Raw genomic sequence first — 18,767 nt, forward strand, 5'->3', positions numbered from 1 at the left:
GTTTTAGGTTTTAAACCGGCGCCACCAGATAGCGGGTCGCCGGGGGTGCATCGCCCTGATGAAAAGCCAGCACGCGGCTTTGCAGCAGGTGGTCATTCATGGTGTGTCGCTCCTGCAGACGCAGGTGTTCAACCCAGGATCCCAGCAGGAAGGTCTCGATATAGAGGCCCGGCCGGTCGATATCTTCATACACCGCCCAGCTCATGGCCCCCGCCCGGCGGCGGACCCGGCGCAGCTCGTGTACCGCCTGCAGAAAGTCATTAACCGCTTCGGGATCAACCTGATACTCGCAGGAGACCAGCACCGGGCCGCGCTCGTTAGGGATGTTCTCACGGGCGTCGTCGGCAATCAGCCCGCTGGTGTCGAGGTTCAGGTTGGGATCCTTCTCCAGCTTCCAGCGCAGCACCGTGGCGCTCGCCAGCAGCATCCCCACCGTCGCCACGCAGAGTGAGGTGGCGGTGTTAACGTGCGAGGCAATCTGTCCCCACAGGGCGCTGCCCGCGGTCATCGAGCCGAAAAAGACTGTCAGATAGACCGCCAGCGCCCGGGCCTTCACCCAGCGTGCGGCGCTGCGTTGCGCCCCCAGGTTGAGGGTGGACAGCACCGCAATCCACGCAAAGCCGGTGAAAAACTCAAACAGGTTCAGCAGCCAGAAGTGGCGCACGAAGGCCAGGGCCAGCATGGTGATGGCGAAGACCAGGCTTGCCGCCACCATCAGCCGGTCGGCGTTCAGGTGCTGGCGCAGACGCGGCAGCAGCACCGCCCCGGCTATCGCCCCCAGCCCGATGCAGGCCAGCATAATGCCGTACCCGGCCGGGCCAAGGCCCAGCTCCCGGCGCGCCACCAGGGGCAGCAGCGCCCAGCCCGCGCTGGCGAACACGAAGAACGCCACGGTGCGGATCAACACGTTACGCAGCACCGGGGCGGCGTGGACGTAGCGCACCCCGGCACGCACCGCCGCGAAGAAGTGCTCCGGCGGCAGGCGCTGCACGGAAGCGGCAGGCTTCCAGCGCCACAGCACCCAGGCCACCCCCAGCACCGACAGGGCATTGAGCAGGAACACCATCCACGGCCCCGCCAGCGAGAGCAAAAAGCCGCCCAGCGCCGGGCCGATGGCGCGGCTGATGTTCACCCCCAGCGAGTTGAGGGCGATTGCCGGGCCGAGTTCCGCCTTGCTCACCAGATCCGGCACCACCGCCTGGAACGGCGGCGAGCTCATGGCGCTGCCCACGCTCAGCAGAAACGCTGCCACCAGCAGCACCGTCGGCGTCACCTGGCCGGTAAACGACAGCACCGTCAGCCCGGCGGCGGCGATAAACACCCACAGCTGCGAAAACAGCAGGTACTTGCGCCGGTCGACGATGTCCGCCATCACCCCAGAGGGCAGGGCGAAGAGGAACATCGGCAGGCTGCTCGCCGCCTGGACCATCGCGATATCCAGCGGATCGGCGCTGAGGGTCAGCATGCTCCAGTTCACCCCGACGTCGCTCATCCAGGAGCCGACGTTCGACACCACCGTGGCAATCCACAGCATGCGGAACACCCGCTGGTGCAGCGGCTGCCACGTCGACATCGCCGGGGCAGGCGGGTGCTCAATGTGCGCGTCGGTCACCTGGGTCATGCGAATCTCTCCATGGCGCGGGTGCGTACCCGCCACGCGCCGGGGCCGGTGATGGCAAGGGTGGTGAAGACGATCAGCAGCAGCCAGCCAAACTGACCTTCGGCAATCGACCAGTCAGGATGCACCGCCAGCATCGCCACCAGCAGCACGGCGATAATCGGCACGCAGGCCAGCCGGGTCGCCACGCCGAACAGGATCAGGATCGGGCAGATCACCTCCGCGACGATCGCCGGGATCAGGCTGAAGTACGGCCCGAAACCAAAGGGATCTTCGATCCGCGTCAGTTCTTCGCTGAAATGAAACACCTTCGGCAGGCCGTGTACGTAGAGCAACAGCAGGCTGCCGGTGATGCGCAGGAAGAACAGCCCCAGGTCGATCCGGGGCAGGGTCTGTTGGGTTGAGTTCATCATGATCAGAACGCGAAGCAGCTGCAGCCCAGCGCTCCCCAGAAGGCGTTGTCGTCGGCCACCGGCATCTCTGCGCTGCGGGCAAAGTCGTGAGCGTGGTTATGCACCCCGCACGGCCCGCTGCAGTGGTGCACGGCGCTCATCCCCACGCGGGCGGCCTGCGGTGGCGCGCTGCGATAGTGGCCCGGCACCTTGACCACCGGCGACCACTCCGGCACAACCGGGATGGCAGGCGGTGCCAGCGGGCCGAAGGCGCCAGCGGCATAGACGATATCGCCGTCCACCACCGTCAGCACCGACTCGATGCCCTTGATCTCCTCTTCCGGCACGCGGAAGAAGTCCTTGCTCAGCACCGCGAGATCCGCGAGCTGGCCCTTTTTGATCTGGCCCTTCTGGTTCTGCTCGCTAGAGAACCACGCGCTGCCCTGGGTCCAGAGCATCAGGGCGGTATCGCGATCCAGACGGGCGCTGTGATCGTACATCTGCATGCCGCCCACGGTGCGGCCAGAGACCAGCCAGTAGAGGGCGGTCCAGGGGTTATAGCTCGCCACGCGGGTGGCGTCGGTGCCCAGGCCCACCGGCACGCCGGTCTCCAGCATGCGGGTCACCGGCGGGGTATGGCGAACCGCGTCCATCCCGTAGCGCTCGGCGAAGTACTCACCCTGGAAGGCCATGCGGTGCTGCACGGCGATGCCGCCGCCCAGAGCCTTGATGCGGTCGATGTTGCGCTGGGTGACCGTCTCGGCGTGGTCGAAGAACCAGTGCAGGCCGTCAAACGGGATCTCGCGGTTGACCTTCTCGAAGACGTCCAGCATCCGGCTGATGGACTCGTCATAGGTGGCGTGCAGGCGGAACGGCCAGCGGTGCTCCACCAGATGGCGCACCACGCGCTCCAGCTCGTCTTCCATGCCGGGTGCGAGGTCCGGGCGTGGCTCAAGGAAATCCTCAAAGTCGGCGGCGGAGAACACCAGCATCTCCCCCGCGCCGTTATGGCGGAAGAAGTCGGTGCCCTGGCCCGGCTTGAGCATGTCGGTCCACTTCTCAAAGTCCTCCAGCTCGTGGCCGGGACGCTGGGTGAAGAGGTTGTAGGCGATGCGGATGGTCATCTGCTTTTTCTCGTGCAGCTCGGCGATCACCTCGTAGTCTTCGGGGTAGTTCTGGAAACCGCCCCCCGCGTCGATGGCGCTGGTCAGCCCCAGACGGTTCAGCTCGCGCATAAACTGGCGGGTGGAGTTCACCTGCTGCTCCAGGGGCAGTTTTGGCCCTTTGGCGAGGGTGGCGTAGAGGATCATGGCGTTCGGACGGGCGATCAGCATCCCGGTCGGATTGCCGTTGGCGTCGCGCTGGATCTCGCCGCCCGGCGGGTTCGGCGTCTCTTTGGTGTAACCCACCACCTTCAGCGCCGCGCGGTTGAGCAGGGCGCGATCGTACAGATGCAGGATAAATACCGGGGTGTCCGGCGCGGCCTCGTTGATCTCATCCAGGGTCGGCATGCGGCGCTCGGCAAACTGGAACTCGCTCCAGCCGCCCACCACGCGCACCCACTGTGGGGATGGCGTGCGCAGGGCCTGCTCTTTCAGCATCCGCAGGGCGTCGGCGAGGGAGGGCACCCCCTCCCAGCGCAGCTCGAGGTTGTAGTTCAGCCCGCCGCGGATCAGGTGCAGGTGCGAGTCGTTAAGACCGGGGATGGCAGTGTGGCCCTTGAGATCCACCACTTTGGTGGCGTCGTCGTGGTACTGCATCACTTCGGCAACGGTGCCGACGGCAAGGAATTTGCCGTCACGTACGGCCACCGCTTCGGCGAGAGGATTTTCACGATCGACGGTATGAAACTGGCCATTCACCAGAATCAGATCTGCTTTAGCAGAGGTAGTCATAACTGCTCCTGACTGAGAGGGGGAATGGTCAGGATTATTGGAACCGGTTACTGAAAAAAACCAGTTATACAAAGGGATAGGTATACCAAAGTATAACTATACCGACGTATAGCTATACGAAAGGTTAATTATACAAAGAGATAATTACCTCCGGTGCGAGAGAGACATAGGATGCAGTCAACGCATCGTCAAAGGTGGTGCGGCGGATTTCACCTGTTAACCTCACTGGATACCATTATGTCTAACTCAAAGCTCGAAGTGTTAACCCCGGATAACTGTCAGATCATCTTCATCGACCAGCAGCCGCAGATGGCGTTTGGCGTACAGTCTATCGACCGCCAGGTACTGAAAAACAACGTGGTGGCGCTGGCGAAATCGGCCAAAGTGTTCAACATCCCGACCACCATCACCACCGTTGAAACCGAAAGCTTCTCCGGCAACACCTTCCCGGAACTGCTGGACGTCTTCCCGGGGAAAGACATTCTTGAGCGCTCCTCCATGAACTCCTGGGATGACCAGAAAGTGCGTGACGCCCTGAAAGCCAACGGCAAGAAGAAAGTGGTGGTCTCCGGCCTGTGGACCGAAGTGTGCAACAACACCTTCGCCCTGTGCGCAATGCTGGAAGGCGACTACGAGATCTACATGGTGGCAGACGCCTCCGGCGGCACCTCAAAAGAGGCCCACGACTTCGCGATGCAGCGCATGATCCAGGCCGGCGTGATCCCGGTAACCTGGCAGCAGGTGATGCTGGAGTGGCAGCGTGACTGGGCGCGTAAAGAGACCTACAACGCGGTAATGGATATCGTGCGTGAGCACTCCGGTGCCTACGGCATGGGCGTGGATTACGCCTACACCATGGTGCACAAAGCACCGTCTCGCCAGAAGAGCGAGCACGAAACCCTGGCCCCGGTTCCTGCCCCGGTCCGCTAAGTTCGACGCGGCAGGCTGGGCCCTCATCCGGCCTGCCGCTGACCTCCCTGGAGTTCACCATGAGTACTGGGTTAATTTCCCTCGCGGCAGGCGTGCTGGTAGGCCTGCTCTACGCGCTGCTGAAAGTCCGTTCCCCCGCGCCGCCCGCGCTGGCGCTGATTGGCCTGCTGGGAATGCTGGCCGGCGAACAGGCCACCCGCCATTTTATGCACGCTGACGACACCGCGCAAAAAGCGCCCGTCACCCTCTCCACAGGAGCCTCGTCATGAAAGCCTGGGTCGTTTCACTGAGCTGTGGAATTCTGGCAGGGGTTATTTATGCCGCAATTGATGTACACTCGCCCGCGCCGCCCGTTGTTGCGCTGATGGGGCTGTTTGGCATGCTGGTGGGGGAGCAGCTGATCCCGATTGGCCGCCGTCTTTTCAGCCGTCAGCTGACGATGACCTGGTTTCGTCACGAATGCGTTCCCAAAATCAGCGGCACTCCGCCTCCACCCCGTCCTGGCGACGGTAGTGAGGGTTAATCACGATTCATTTGAGGAACACGAGCATGCCGCAGCGCATAGCCATCATTGATGATGAACGGTCTGTTCGCAGCGGGTTAAGCAACCTGCTGCAGTCGGAGGGGTACGCCACAGAAGCCTTCGACTCGGCGGAGGGGTTTCTCAGCCACCCTACCGCGCTGACCGACGCGGCGCTGGTGATTGCCGACATCCGACTGCGGGGGATGAACGGTCTGGAGATGCTCGACAGACTGCGCCTTATCGCCCCCGCGCCACCGCCGCTCATTTTTATCTCTGGTCATGCGGATGACAACATAGAGCGCTACGCTGTTGAGAATGGCGCCGTTGTTTTTCTGCGTAAACCCATTAATGTCGATGTGCTGCTGGCGCATATTCAGCGCGCGCTCGCCACCTGACAACACCTGTACCTGTATCCCACGAGAACCATTAATGAAGAAAAATAAGGAAACGTGGATGACCAGCCCATCGCTGCCTGAGATCTGGCCCGCCCCCGGAAATTTATCCGAAGGTCGGGCTTTTGTGCTTAAAGAAGACGTCATTTTTACTCCGCTGGGGCAGGAGGGGAGCCTCTGCTGGCTCAATGCCCGGCTGCCCCGTTCCGGCGGAGCCTTTATCATCGCCACCGCCGTGAGCGATGAAGAAGAGGCCAGCGCAACGCGCCTGCTGCGCAACGAATTTGCCCTGCGGGAGTACCTGAGCGACGACTGGGCCGTCCGCCCGGTCGCCAGCACGCAGTACCACGGGCGCTTTGCACTGGTTTATGCCCCTTTTTCTTTTGTGCTGCTGACGCGCATCGTCGGCGCGCCGATGGCCTGTATCCAGAGCTTTCTGGAGCTGGCGATCCGCATCAGCCTGCCCCTGCGCCTGATGCATCTGCGCAACCTGGTGCACGGGGATATCAAGCCCGGCAATATCTTTATTCACGAGGACAACACCTGTCGGCTGGGAGGCTTTGGCCTCTCGTCCGGCACCTCGGAGGAGCTGCAGCAGTCCCGGCTGGCGGTGGTGGGCGGTACCCCCGCCTACATGTCGCCGGAACACACCACCCGTACCCATCGCACGGTGGACAGCCGCAGCGATCTCTACAGCCTCGGGGTGGTGCTCTACGAGCTGCTTACCGGCAGCCTGCCGTTTGAGCTGGGCGGCCAGGATCAGGGCAAGTGGGCGCACTATCACATCGCCTCGGAGCCGCGATCGCCAGGGGAGGTCAGCCCCGGCGTGCCCGCCATGCTGTCGGCCATCGTCCTGAAAATGCTGGCGAAAAAACCGGAGAACCGTTACCAGACCATCGATGGCCTGATTGCCGACCTGCGCCGCTGCCAGGCCACCCTCAGCGATGAGGGGGATATCGCCGCCTTCACGCCTGGCTTGCAGGATCGCTCTCCGGCGTTTCATCTCACTGACACCCTCTACACCGCCCATCCCCAGGCGGCGGATCTGATCCACGCCTTTGATCGGGTAAGCCGGGATGCGATTGCCGGGTTTGTGGCCATCAGCGGCCCGTCGGGGATCGGCAAATCATCGCTGATCGCCTCGGCGCTGAAGGCCTTACAGCACCGCAGCGCGCTGCTGGCGGTGGGCAAGGTGGATCAGTTTTCCCCCACGCTGCCCTATGCGGCCCTGACCTCGGCGTTTCGCACCCTGGTGCTGCACCTGCTGGGGCTCCCGGCGGTGGAGGTGGCGCAGTGGAAGATCCGCCTGTCGCGGGAGCTGGAGGGCTATGAAGAGCTGGCCGTCAGCCTGGTGCCGGAGCTGCGGCTGCTGCTGGACAACAAGCCGCGCTTCACCAGCGACACGTTCTCCATCGACGCCCGGGCGCGCTTCAGCCACATGGTGCTGGCGCTGGTGAAAACCTTCGCCAGCGCGGGCGCTCCGCTGGTGCTGCTGCTGGACGATATCCACTGGATCGACGCCGCCAGCCTGCAAATTCTGGAATACCTGCTGACCCATGCCAGTAACGTGCCGCTGCTGATGGTGGTGGCGCACCGGGATGCCTGCCCGGTGCCGGATGGCTCCCTGTATCAGCAGCTGGCGAATCTGCACCGGGCGTCGCGCAACACCACCGAGCTGCGCCCGGAGCCGCTGTCGGTGAAGGCGGTGTCCCGCTGGCTGGCGAACATCTTCCATACCCGCTCCGCCAGCACCGCCGATCTGGCCGGGCTGATCCATGAGAAAACCGGCGGCAACCCGCTATTTGTGCATGAGTTCTTCCGCCGCATCGTGGATGACGGGCTGGTGACGCACAATAAATATCAGGACAAGTGGCACTACGATCTGCATGCCATCCGCACCCGGCACTACACCGAAAATGTCGTGACCCTGGTGCTGCAGCAGCTGGAGGAGATGCCCGAGGAGACCCGCCGCCTGCTGGGGAGCATCGCCTGTCTGGGCGGCAGCGGCGAGCTGGAGATGGTCTGCCGGGTGGTGTCGATGTCGGTGGCGGAGATCCGCTATGCCCTGCACCCGGCGGTGACGGCCCAGCTGATCACCCTCAGCGCTGACGGCTATGCCTTTACCCACGACCGGGTTCAGGAGGCGGCTTTCGCCCTGCTGGATAACGCCGAGCGCAGCCGCCTGCACCTTACCACCGCCAGCCTGCTGGCGGAGTCGGCCCGTCAGGCGGCGGGCAACGAAATTCTGTTCCGCGCCGTCCACCACGTCACGGCGGCGCTGGACTGCATCCAGCCTGCGCCCCAGCGCCAGATGTTCCGCGAGCTGAGCCTGCTGGCCGCCCGACGCGCCCGGCGTTCAGGGGATTATCTCTCGGCCCTGAGCTACATCCAGACCGCCCGGGCGCTGGGAAATGCCGGTTCCGCGCCCGAAAGCGCCAGCGACTTTATTCTCGACAGCGAAGAGGCCGGGTGCGAGTTCGCGCTGGGTAATCTCGATTCCACCCGCAGGCTGTGCGACCGCATTCTCGGCTCCCCCGGCGGGCTGGCGGAGAAAGCGCTGGCGGCCAACCTGCTGGCCGAAGTCTATATGCGCCAGTCCGACAACCGGCTGGCGCTGGAGGCGGCTCTGTGCTGGCTGGCGGTGTTTGGCATTCACGTCAGCCGCTTCCCGGAGACCGCCGAATGCGACGAGGCCTGGCAAAGCCTGTGCAACCGCGTCGGCGATAATCCGCAGAGCCATTTTAACCGGCTGCCGCTGATGAAAGATGGCGATACCGAAGCGGTGATGAACCTGCTCAACAGCGCCAGCCTGTTCGCCAGCTTTACCAGCTCGCGCCTGCATTTTGTGCTGCTGTGCCGGATGATGCACCTGACCCTCGATCACGGCATTACCGGCGCCTCCACCACCGCGATGGCATGGTTTGGGGTGCTGATTGGCCATCGCTACGCCGAATACCGGCTTGGCTTCCAGTACGGCACCCTGGCCCGGGAGCTGGTGAACCGCCACGGCTACGACGCCTTTGAAGCCAAAACCCTGCTGCCGCTGGATCAGCTCAGCGTCTGGACCCAGCCGCTGGGCTACACCATCGAGTGCGCCAAGGCCTGCTTTACCTCCGCCGTAACCCACGGGGACATGACGGTGGCCTGCTTTGCCGCCTGTCATCAGGTGATCAACTTCCTGACCCGGGGGGATCACCTCGACGCGGTGCTGATGAGCATCGAGCGCGGGCTGTCCTTCGTGCGCAAAACCCATTTCCAGGACATAGAGGCGATCCTGCTGATGCAGCGCCACTACGTGGAGCACCTGCGCACCCCGGTGAGCGGCCCCTGGAGCGCCAGCGAGGTGCTGCCGCAATCCCTGCTGCCCGGCGCTACAGGGCAGGCCACGGAGCAGACCTCCACCATGCTGTTCTGGTTCTGGCTCTATCGCGGCATGGCCCACTTCGCCTGCGGTGAATTCCCGCAGGCGGCCGAAAACCTTGCTCAGGCCGGACGCTTTGCCTGGTCCGCGCCGGGGCATATTCATCTGCTGGACTACCATCTCTACAGCGCGCTCACCCTCTCGCAGCAGCTGACCCCGGAGACCTTTACCGCCGACCTGCGCCGCCAGATCCACCTCCATTACGACAAAATCGCCCTCTGGGCGCGGATCAACCCCGGCACCTTCGCCGATAAAGAGGCGCTGATCTACGCCGAGATCGTGCGCCTCGACGGCATGAACAGCATCGCCCTCGAACAGTACGAGAAGGCGGTGCGCCTGTCGCGCGAGGGAGGCTTCAACCCGTTCAACGCCCTGGCCCACGAGCTGGCGGGCCGCTTCGCCCACGCCTGCGGTTACACCACCGCAGCCGATGCCCACTTCCGCGGGGCGATGACCGCCTGGGTGCGGGCGGGAGCGCAGTCTAAGGTGCGCCAGCTGGAGCGGGATTTTCCTTATCTGCTGGCGCCCGGCCAGGCCAACGCCTGGGACACCGTGGCCTTCGCCCGCAACGAGGAGATCCGCGATCTGCAGAGCGTGATCAAGGCGTCGCGCGCCCTGTCGGAAGAGATCAACCTCGAACGGCTGATCGAAACCCTGATGACTATCCTGCTGGAGCGGGCCGGGGCCCAGCGTGGCTTCTTGATCCGCGTAAATGACAACAACATCCCGGAGATCGAGGCCAGCGCCAGCACCACCACCGACGGGGTGCGGGTGCAGATCCGCAAAGACGTGCCGATGGCGACCGAGATGCCGCTGACGGTGCTGGCGGCGGTGATCCGCACCGGGCAGGAGATCCACACCGGTAAACCCGAGGAGTTCCACCCCTTCAGCCAGGATCCCTATCTGGTGACCTCCGGCGCGGCGGTGATGTGCGTCCCGATGTTCAAGCAGGCGCGGCTGGTGGGGGTGCTGTATCTGGAGAACCGCCTGATGCCGGAGGTCTTTACCGTCGAGCACTCCCGGGTGGTGAGCCTGCTGGGGGCCCATGCCGCCATCTCGCTGGAGACCGCCCGGCTCTATGCCGAGCTGCTGGAGGAGAACCAGCAGCGCCGCCGGGTGGAGAAAGAGCTGCGGGCCAGCCAGACCTCGCTGATGCTGGGGGAGCAGATCAGCCACACCGGCAGCTGGCGCTGGGAGCTACAGCAGGATCTGATGTTTATGTCGGAGGAGTACGCCCGCATTCTGGGCCTGCCGGAGAAGCAAAAGATGATCTCGATGGCGGAGTTCCTGACCTTTGTGCATCAGGATGACTACCCGCGCATCAGCACCCTGGTGACCGAGAGCGTGCGCGACGGCCTGACCATGCGCGCCGAGTTCCGCATTATCCGCGCCGACGGCGCCGTGCGTACCATTCTGGGGATTGGCGATCCGGTGGGGGTGGGCAGCGAGGTGAACGAGTACTACGGCATCATCACCGACATCACCACCCAGCGCACGGCGGAAGACGCCATGCGGGTGGCCCAGGCGGAGCTGGCCCGCGTCTCGCGCGCCACCACCGTCGGGCAGTTAACCTCGTCCATCGCCCACGAGATCAACCAGCCGCTGATGTCGATTGTGGCCAACGCCGGGGCCAGCCTGCGCTGGCTGAACCGCGACCCGGCCCGGCTGGATAAGGCGAGGATCGGGCTGGAAGAGATTGTCTCCGAGGGGGAGCGGGCAGGGGAGATCATCCGCAGCCTGCAATCTCTCACCCGCAAGCAGGATCCGGCCTTCACCCGTATCGATCTGCACCATCTTGTGCGGCATATCATCACCCTGTCGCGCAGCGAGCTGGATCGCAGGAGCATCAGCGTCAGCTTTGCCCTGGCGGCAGGGAACAGTTTTATCGTGGCGGACAGCGTGCAGATCCAGCAGGTGCTGCTCAACCTGGTGATGAACGCGGTGGAGGCGATGGCGGAGATTAAAGATCGTCCCGGCACGCTGCTGCTGTCGACGACGAATCCGGAAGACGGGGGGATTAAATTTGAGATTGCCGACAGCGGCACCGGCATCGCGCCGGGGCAGACCGAGCGCATTTTTGACTCATTTTATTCCACCAAGGCCCAGGGGATGGGGGTGGGGCTGACCATCAGCTACAGCATTATCGAGCGCCATCGCGGCAAGCTGACGGCCCGCAATCGCACGCCGCACGGCTGCGTCTTTGCCTTTACCCTGCCGCTGGCGGAGGGCGAGACGTCACTCTGAGGGCTGGCTTCTGGTCAGGCGCTCTGCGGCCCTGACCAGATCCGCCAGCGAGCGGGCCTGCATCTTCTCCATCACCCGTCGGCGGTGCACTTTGACGGTAATTTCACTCACCCCCAGCTCGGCGGCGATCTGCTTGTTCAGCATCCCGCTGATCGCCAGCTGCAGCACCTCCTGCTCGCGCGGCGTCAGCGAGAGATGGCGCTGCTTCAGGGAGTACTGCTCCCGCAGCTGCAGGGCATTCTCTTCCGCCATCTTCAGCGCGTCGCCAATGGAGTTGAGCAGATCGTTCGATGCCACCGGCTTGGTGAGAAATTCGTACGCGCCGCCCTTCATCGCCTTCACCGTCATGGGGATAGTGCCGTGGCCGGTGAGATAGATAATCGGGATCTCGCGCCCGCTGGCCTTCAGGGAGTCCGCCACCTCAAACCCACTGATGGTGGGCATCTGCATATCGAGGATCACGCAGGAGGGCACGTCTTCAAACCGGTGTTGTAAAAACGACTCTGCCGAAGAAAAGTCGAGGGCGTTCAGCCCGGCAGATTCCAGCAGCCCGACCACAGACCGCCTGACAGCGTGATCATCATCAACGACGTAAACAATGTGTTCCATTAATAGCCCCAATGATTCAGCCTGACAGAGATGAGAGGATTTCCTCAACGTGAAAACCACCTCCGTACTGTTCAAGCGGTTATGGCGGCAGCTTTCGAACGCAATTACTCTAACACATTAATTATCATTATCATTTAACAATATGATAACTGTATGAAAGTGATGGGTGAGTATTTAAAACCGCTTTTCATATTGGGTAAGCGTAGGCTAAAAATGGTTGATTTGTAGTCAATGAAGGGGGGTTATATTAGTAGTCAGTATTTTGCACTGAGGATCCCCAAATAACTTTTTCTTTCTCAAAGCATTATCGTAATCTCTTGATAATAAAAAATTTACAGCGGCTCCCTGGTCCGGCTGAAAATCGCCGAAGCGTTGACCGCAGGCCGGGGCGAGGCGCATGGATGCGCCGAGAGGGCGTGACCTACAGGGATGTAGGATCACGCCCGACCCGATAGCCGGAGGGAATAAGCTGAGGGCACCGCGAAGCGGCGATTTTCTTTGCCGGGAGCCGGGGTAGCCAGGGGGGAGGCGGCGAGCCCCCCTGGCACGTTCACGTGTGACGCGGCTAACAGAGGAACACTGAAAATAGAGTGAACGGAACCACTACTCGAGTCGCATGTTTCCCCTCACCCCAGCCCTCTCCCCAAAGAGGAGAGGGAGCCGACCGTGCCAATATTTGTGTCGGAGCTGGCAGATTACTCCCCCACCAGCTCAATACGGTTCCCGTCCGGATCCGCGATCACCGCTTCATAGTAGCCATCACCCGTCATCCGTGGGGCGCTCAGGAGCCTGTTACTCAAGCGCGCCTGCTCCGCCATGCGATCCACATCCGCCTTGCTGCCGACGTTCAGGGCGATGTGCGCCCAGCCGACAAACTCCGGGTGCGACGGGCTGTCGGGCAGGTCCGGGACCGTCATCAGCTCGATGGTCGGCCCGTCGGAAAGGGTTATAAAGTGCGATTCAAAGCCTGGACGGTTTTTGCTGAGGTAGCGTTCGTTACGCTGGCCGCCAAAAACGGTCTGCCAGAAACTGACCTGAGCGTCCAGGTTACGGGTCCAGAGTGCGACGTGTGCAATATTCATCTTATCCCTCGCTGCGGGCGGGTTGAGAGGCGGTGACGGTCACGGACAGTGCTGCAACGACCAGCATCAGCACCATAATGACCCTAAACGCCTGGGTTAAAGAGGTGGCGTGCGCCACGTAACCGATAATCGCTGGCCCGGCGAGCACGCCGAGATAGCCGAGCGTAGTGATGGCCGGGACGGCAACCGCCTGCGGCATGCGGGTCTGGCGGCCAACGGCGGAGAACATCACCGGCACGATGTTGGCGCAACCGGCACCCACCAGCACATAGCCCAGCAGGGACAGCTCCCACTGCGGGACAAAGGTCACCAGCGCAAAACCTGCGGCGGCGACGATCGCGCCGCCCACCACGGCGCGCAGGGGGCCGGTGCGGGCGATCAGTTTGTCGCCGGTTAAGCGGAACAGGGTCATCGCTATTGAGAAGCAGGTGAAGCCGAGGCCACCCAGGGATTCAGGCACGCCGCGCACTTCGGTGAGAAACACTGCGCTCCAGTCCAGCACCGTGCCCTCGGCGAGAAACACCGCAAAGCAGATGAGGCCAATCAGCAGCACCACGCCGCGCGGCACCGCGAAGGCCGGGCCGGAGGCGGGATGAGCCCAGGGCAGCAGCCCTTTCAGGCTGGCGGCCAGCATCAGGATGACGCTCAGGATGATCATCAGGCAGGCGACCAGGGCGCTGGCCCCAAGGGTCAGCAGCAGGGTCATCGCCCCGGCCCCGGCAATCCCGCCGACGCTGTACATGCCGTGAAAACCGGACATCACAGGCGCAGGGGCGTCGCGCTCCACGATGATCGCCTGAATGTTCATGGCGCAGTCCGTCACCCCGACCCCCACCCCAAACAGCAGCAGGGCGGCAGCGAGCAGGCGCGGATCGGGAATCATCGCCAGCAGCGGGGTGGTGAGCACGACGATCGCCAGCGCGGTAACAATCACCCGGCGGCAGCCATAGCGGCTGGTGAGCACCCCGGTGAGCGGCATCGCAATCAGCGCCCCCATTCCCAGGCAGAGCAGCAGCGAGCCGAGCGTGGCCTCGTTAACGCCGGTGTTCGCTTTGGCGTAGGGCACCAGCACCGCCCAGGTGGCGGTAACGTAACCGGCAATAAAAAAGACGATCCGGGTGGCAAGCCGATGGACGGCTCCGGTGGTCTGAGAGGTCATCTAACATCCTTACAGGGTTTCAGTTGCGGGGAGGCCGCGTTTTTTTGCGGCACCTTTTCCCCGGCGCGAGCGTGAGTGTTCACAGGTTCAAACAGGAAGCCGTCATGCGGTTTCGTTGCGGGCACCTGCTGGTGGTAATCATCATAGCGCTTCATCATGACGCTCCCGGGTGGTGACAGGAATTGACAGAGCAGGTTCTGATGCAACATTATGCACGTTGTTGCTCGATTCAAATCCAGAGAAGATAATTTATGCTCGATTATGCAGCTTTCCCGGAACAACGACAAGATCTGATCCGCCAGATCCTGCAGGAAAATGGCCGGGTGGTATGCGCCGAACTGGCGACCCGGATGCAGGTCTCGGAGCACACCATTCGCCGGGATTTACATGAACTTAGTAAAGAAGGGATCTGTAAGAAGGTCTATGGTGGGGCGGTGCTGCAGCTGGCGGATGCCGGAAATTTCATCAGCCGCGAGCAGAAAAATCACGCAAAAAAAATCACAATCGCGCAGAAAGCGGCAACCCTTATTAAAGCGGGGAGCTGTATTTTTATCGATACCGGCACCACCAACCTCGCGCTGGCGAAGGCGCTGCCGTCAGATCTGGCCGTCACCGTGGTGACCAACTCTCCCGCTATCGCCGCCGAGCTGCTGCGCCATCCCCTGTGCGAGGTGATCATCACCGGCGGGCAGATCCAGCGCACCTCTGGCGGTACGGTAGGGGCCACGGCGGCCAGCCAGATCCAGGGAATTATCTTCGATCAGGCGTTTATCGGCGGCTGCGCGATGGATCCCGGCATGGGACTGACCGGGTTCGACTTTGCCGACTGCGAATTCAAAAAAGCGGTAATTAGCCAGAGCAGCCAGACCATCGTGGCGCTCACCACCGATAAAATCCCCGGCGTGGCGCGCTTTGTGGTGGCGAAAAGCCGCAATATCGACGTGCTGGTGGTGGAAGCCGATATGGATAGCGAGGTAACAGAGGCGTTCGCGGCGCAGGATGTGCGGGTGGTGAGGGCCTAACGCACCTCAAACACCACCGCCTTCCAGCTGACGCGGGTTACCGGCGGAAACGCGGGGTAGGGCTCGACGCGGGTGCAGGCTCCCGCCCAGATAAAGGTATCCTCATCAATCCGGTACCAGTGCGGATTGCCCTGCACCGCATCGCCCACCACCGCCGCCTGAATGCGCACAACGCTTCCTTCAGCAAGTTCACCGGCCACCGGCGAGTAAACGGACGGGCTCCCCTTACGGGTATAGACCCCCATCAGGGTCTTTACGCTTGTGGAAACCGGAACTTCAGTGAACGGGTTCATGGCAGGCCTCATGGCAATACGCTCTTAGTGATTAACGATATAAGTCGCTCTGTAACGCGCGCTCACGATAAAGCGTGAAACTGACAGGCTGTGTCATACGAAGGACTGAATGCGGCAGGTTTTCATCCCCGCTTGACCCACGACAAGGCAGCGCGCTCCCGCCTCTTCCTATAATCACACCCGTTTGTCTTTTTAACTGGTGCTAACCATGGCGTATCAACTCAACCTGAACTGGCCGGAATTTTTAGAAAAATACTGGCAAAAGAAACCCGTCGTCTTAAAGAACGCACTGCCGAATTTTGTCGATCCTATCAGCCCGGATGAGCTGGCAGGGCTGGCGATGGAGCCGGAAGTGGACAGTCGCCTGGTCAGCCATAAAGAGGGCAAATGGCACGCCAGCAACGGTCCGTTCGAGCACTTCGACGGGCTTGGCGAAACCGGCTGGTCGCTGCTGGCGCAGGCGGTCAACCACTGGCATGCGCCTGCCGCTGAGCTGGTGCGTCCGTTCCGCGTATTGCCGGACTGGCGTCTGGACGACCTGATGATCTCCTTCTCGGTGCCGGGCGGCGGCGTGGGCCCGCATATCGATCAGTACGACGTGTTTATCATCCAGGGGATGGGCAGCCGTCGCTGGCGCGTGGGCGACAAGCTGCCGATGCGTCAGTTCTGCCCGCATCCGGCGCTGCTGCATGTCGATCCGTTTGAGCCGATCATTGATGAAGATCTGGCCCCGGGGGACATCCTCTACATTCCGCCTGGCTTCCCGCACGACGGCTTCACCCATGAGACGGCGCTCAACTACTCCGTCGGCTTCCGCGGGCCAAATGGCCGGGATCTGATCAGCAGCTTTGCCGATTACGCGCTGGAAAACGATCTGGGCGGCGAGCACTACAGCGATCCGGATCTCACCTGCCGCGAGCATCCGGGCCGGGTGGAAGCCTACGAGCTGGAGCGCCTGCGCAAGATGATGATCGATATGATCAGCAAGCCGGACGATTTTAAGAAGTGGTTTGGCAGCTTTATCTCCACGCCGCGCCACGAGCTGGATATCGCCCCGGCGGAACCGGAATATACGCCGGAAGAGGTGCTCGACGCGCTGATGGGCGGCGAGACCCTGACCCGTCTGAGCGGACTGCGGGTGCTGAATATCGGCGACAGCTTCTTTATTAACAGCGAACAGCTGCAGACGGTGGATGCGACGGCGGCGGATGCGCTATGCCGCTACACCGAGCTCGGCCAGGCGGAGCTGGGCGCTGCCCTGCAAAATCCGGCGTTTGTGGAAGAGCTGACCGGGCTGATTAACCAGGGATACTGGTTCTTCGACGAGTAATCACAAAGGCGGCGCGGGGCACAAACCCCGCGCCGCCTGACCTACGCGGCGAGGATGTGACAGGCTTTCCAGTAATCAAGAAGACGCTCGTCATCTTTCTCTCGCTCCGCTTTCGTTTTCATGGCCCGTGCCAGATTCTCTCTCGACACCTCCTGGCCTTTTTGTACGACATCTAAAACCGCTTCACCAAGAGCCAGGGATATTTCGGTGCGATTCGCTTCTACCATATATGCCTCCGTGTTGTGTGCGTGATTTAAATTATGAGGCATAATCGCAGTATTATAATTTTCTCAGCTTTTTCTTATGTATTTCACTCAGAACTTCAACGGGCCGGGAAATAATGTTTCGAAATGCTAATGAGGCGGTAGAAACGTTATTTATGGACTACAGTTAGTTTCGTGTGACAACCCGTGGAAACCTAATGAGGAGAATTAATTATGGTAAACAAGAGTGAAATCAAGGACCATGCTCAGGTAATGGCAAGCTGCGGTACCCACGTCGGTACGGTTGACCATCTTGACGGCGAACGCATTAAGCTGGCGAAAAATGATTCTGAGTCCGGCGGCAAACACCATTATATTCCGCTGGAGTGGGTCGACAAAATTGACGGAAATAATGTGGTTCTGACTAAAAACCACAAAGAAGTTTTTGCCGGCTGGCAAGAAGCCTGATAATTGACGTCATGAAGTGAATATATTTTAGCTCCGGCGACAGGCCGGAGCTAAATATTTATTAAATTCGCCTGCATTGCCGCCGCGTTAAAGGAGTGATACTGTTTTATTTTTAATATGCTTTTCCAGGCGCAGGTATGTCCAACACAACGCTCCCTCAACTGACCCCCACAACGAAAAAAACCTTTTCCGTTGCTGACTTTAAGGTCTTCGGCGAGCGCTACGGTATCGACTACCGTTTTCCGCTGCTGACAGATACCTGTGCCAGCACCAGCCCGGTTCTCCATGGCGATGTCGAAGAGATGACTCTGCCGTCCGGCATCTCCTTGACCCACTCCGACGTGCGCGTTCTGCAACCCTATGAAACCACCTCCCGCCACAGCAGCCCGCTGTATGTGCTGGTGGTGCTGGAAGGTTGCGTGACCCTGACCCTCAGCGACCAGGTTTATTCTGTCCGCCCCGGTATGGCCTTCAGCGCCAGGCTTAGCGAGCAGCAGGCCATGTCTGCCCGCCATGATGCGAATATCGCCCTGCGAACCCTCTCTTTTGGCGTCTACCCTGACGATGCCCGCCGGGAAACGCTCCTTGCCTCACTGCTGGCGCAGTGGGAGAGGCTGAACGCGCCTGCCTTTGTCTGGCAGGTACCGGACTTTGTGCTGGCCGGGATCCAGCACGCCCGCCAGCGCGAGCGCAGCAGCCTGTCGCGCCAGCTCTTGCTGGAAGGGGTAATGTACCAGCTGCTGGGCCACGGCCTGCACCTGCGGGAGCAGGAGGGGGCGGCGCGGGTAAGCGCTTCCGGCGGGGAACATGCCCGGCTGGAGCAGATCCGCCACCTGCTTGAGCATGCCCCGGAGCAGGACTACACCCTCGCGCAGCTGGCGGCCCGGGCGGCCATGAGCCCCAGCAGCCTGCGCAGCAAATTCCGCCAGGCCTACGGCTGTACGGTGTTCGTCTACCTGCGCGACTGCCGCCTCGGGCTGGCGCGCCGCTATCTGCTGGAAGGCCACAGCGTTCAGCAGGCGGCGTGGATGTCGGGCTATCAGCACGCCACCAACTTTGCCACCGCGTTTCGCCGCCGCTACGGCATCTGCCCCGGCGCGGTCCGCAACGGCTGCTAATCCGCTTTTCTCACATCGCCAACGCCATTCGTGCGGTTTGGCATTGCGAATACGTTCTCTGGCAGCGC

The 18,767-nt window shown here is 61.9% G+C and carries 17 protein-coding genes; 9 read left to right on the plus strand and 8 right to left on the minus strand.

The window, feature by feature from the left end; genetic code table 11:
- Positions 1-10: 10 nt before the first annotated feature.
- Genes NB069_RS02505 through NB069_RS02515 form a run of 3 tightly spaced genes read right to left on the minus strand, consistent with a single transcriptional unit; the run spans position 11 to position 3,905 of the window.
- A complete protein-coding gene (locus NB069_RS02505; RefSeq protein ID WP_250587472.1) occupies positions 11-1,621 on the minus strand; it encodes an MFS transporter in 1,611 nt (536 codons plus the stop codon).
- Positions 1,618-2,028 (minus strand): DoxX family protein, encoded by a 411-nt coding sequence (locus NB069_RS02510; protein ID WP_250589440.1) that lies wholly within the window; start codon positions 2,026-2,028, stop codon positions 1,618-1,620. Before NB069_RS02510 ends, NB069_RS02505 begins: the two co-directional genes overlap by 4 nt.
- A gap of 5 nt (positions 2,029-2,033) precedes the next feature.
- Positions 2,034-3,905 carry an amidohydrolase gene (locus NB069_RS02515; protein ID WP_250587473.1) on the minus strand — a complete coding sequence of 624 codons (1,872 nt, stop codon included), beginning with the start codon at positions 3,903-3,905 and terminating at the stop codon, positions 2,034-2,036.
- 237 nt (positions 3,906-4,142) lie between these two features.
- Between NB069_RS02515 and NB069_RS02520 the strand changes: the two genes are divergently transcribed.
- From NB069_RS02520 to NB069_RS02540, 5 genes are read left to right on the plus strand one after another with little or no spacing between them, the layout of a single operon-like run.
- Entirely contained in the window at positions 4,143-4,835 is a 693-nt protein-coding gene (locus tag NB069_RS02520) for a hydrolase (RefSeq protein WP_039030559.1), read from the plus strand.
- Positions 4,836-4,894: 59 nt separating this feature from the next.
- Positions 4,895-5,104, plus strand: coding sequence for a DUF1427 family protein (locus tag NB069_RS02525; protein ID WP_250587474.1), 210 nt, complete (start codon positions 4,895-4,897; stop codon positions 5,102-5,104).
- Positions 5,101-5,358 carry a DUF1427 family protein gene (locus tag NB069_RS02530; RefSeq protein WP_103823084.1) on the plus strand — a complete coding sequence of 86 codons (258 nt, stop codon included), beginning with the start codon at positions 5,101-5,103 and terminating at the stop codon, positions 5,356-5,358. Before NB069_RS02525 ends, NB069_RS02530 begins: the two co-directional genes overlap by 4 nt.
- A 26-nt stretch (positions 5,359-5,384) precedes the next feature.
- Positions 5,385-5,753: a response regulator gene (locus NB069_RS02535; protein WP_250587476.1), complete on the plus strand. Its 369-nt coding sequence runs from the start codon at positions 5,385-5,387 to the stop codon at positions 5,751-5,753.
- A gap of 58 nt (positions 5,754-5,811) precedes the next feature.
- On the plus strand, positions 5,812-11,415 hold the full coding sequence (locus tag NB069_RS02540; RefSeq protein ID WP_250587478.1) for a trifunctional serine/threonine-protein kinase/ATP-binding protein/sensor histidine kinase: 5,604 nt from the start codon (positions 5,812-5,814) through the stop codon (positions 11,413-11,415).
- Here NB069_RS02540 and NB069_RS02545 read toward each other — a convergent pair.
- The 3 genes from NB069_RS02545 to NB069_RS02555 form a co-directional block, all read right to left on the minus strand.
- A complete protein-coding gene (locus NB069_RS02545; RefSeq protein ID WP_250587480.1) occupies positions 11,407-12,024 on the minus strand; it encodes a response regulator transcription factor in 618 nt (205 codons plus the stop codon). The genes NB069_RS02540 and NB069_RS02545 overlap by 9 nt on opposite strands.
- Before the next feature lie 695 nt (positions 12,025-12,719).
- Positions 12,720-13,106: a VOC family protein gene (locus tag NB069_RS02550; RefSeq protein WP_250587482.1), complete on the minus strand. Its 387-nt coding sequence runs from the start codon at positions 13,104-13,106 to the stop codon at positions 12,720-12,722.
- Position 13,107: 1 nt separating this feature from the next.
- Positions 13,108-14,265, minus strand: coding sequence for an MFS transporter (locus NB069_RS02555; protein ID WP_250587484.1), 1,158 nt, complete (start codon positions 14,263-14,265; stop codon positions 13,108-13,110).
- Between the two features lie 251 nt (positions 14,266-14,516).
- On the opposite strand from NB069_RS02555, the gene NB069_RS02560 reads away from it, so the two are divergent.
- Positions 14,517-15,287 carry a DeoR/GlpR family DNA-binding transcription regulator gene (locus NB069_RS02560; RefSeq protein WP_250587486.1) on the plus strand — a complete coding sequence of 257 codons (771 nt, stop codon included), beginning with the start codon at positions 14,517-14,519 and terminating at the stop codon, positions 15,285-15,287.
- Here the strand turns inward: NB069_RS02560 and NB069_RS02565 are convergent.
- On the minus strand, positions 15,284-15,580 hold the full coding sequence (locus tag NB069_RS02565; RefSeq protein ID WP_250587488.1) for an SH3 domain-containing protein: 297 nt from the start codon (positions 15,578-15,580) through the stop codon (positions 15,284-15,286). The two genes, NB069_RS02560 and NB069_RS02565, sit on opposite strands and share 4 nt — an antisense overlap.
- Before the next feature lie 208 nt (positions 15,581-15,788).
- Here NB069_RS02565 and NB069_RS02570 point away from each other — a divergent pair, with 208 nt between their 5' ends.
- Positions 15,789-16,910 (plus strand): cupin domain-containing protein, encoded by a 1,122-nt coding sequence (locus tag NB069_RS02570; protein WP_250587490.1) that lies wholly within the window; start codon positions 15,789-15,791, stop codon positions 16,908-16,910.
- Positions 16,911-16,951: 41 nt separating this feature from the next.
- Here the strand turns inward: NB069_RS02570 and NB069_RS02575 are convergent, their stop codons facing one another.
- On the minus strand, positions 16,952-17,137 hold the full coding sequence (locus NB069_RS02575) for a DUF2767 family protein (protein ID WP_039030548.1): 186 nt from the start codon (positions 17,135-17,137) through the stop codon (positions 16,952-16,954).
- Positions 17,138-17,347: 210 nt separating this feature from the next.
- On the opposite strand from NB069_RS02575, the gene NB069_RS02580 reads away from it, so the two are divergent.
- Entirely contained in the window at positions 17,348-17,581 is a 234-nt protein-coding gene (locus NB069_RS02580; RefSeq protein WP_039030547.1) for a DUF2171 domain-containing protein, read from the plus strand.
- A gap of 137 nt (positions 17,582-17,718) precedes the next feature.
- Positions 17,719-18,699 (plus strand): AraC family transcriptional regulator, encoded by a 981-nt coding sequence (locus NB069_RS02585; protein WP_250587492.1) that lies wholly within the window; start codon positions 17,719-17,721, stop codon positions 18,697-18,699.
- Positions 18,700-18,767: the final 68 nt, after the last annotated feature.

Origin of the sequence: Leclercia adecarboxylata (genome assembly GCF_023639785.1) — a bacterium.
In the GTDB taxonomy this organism is placed as follows: Bacteria; Pseudomonadota; Gammaproteobacteria; order Enterobacterales; family Enterobacteriaceae; genus Enterobacter; species Enterobacter adecarboxylatus_D.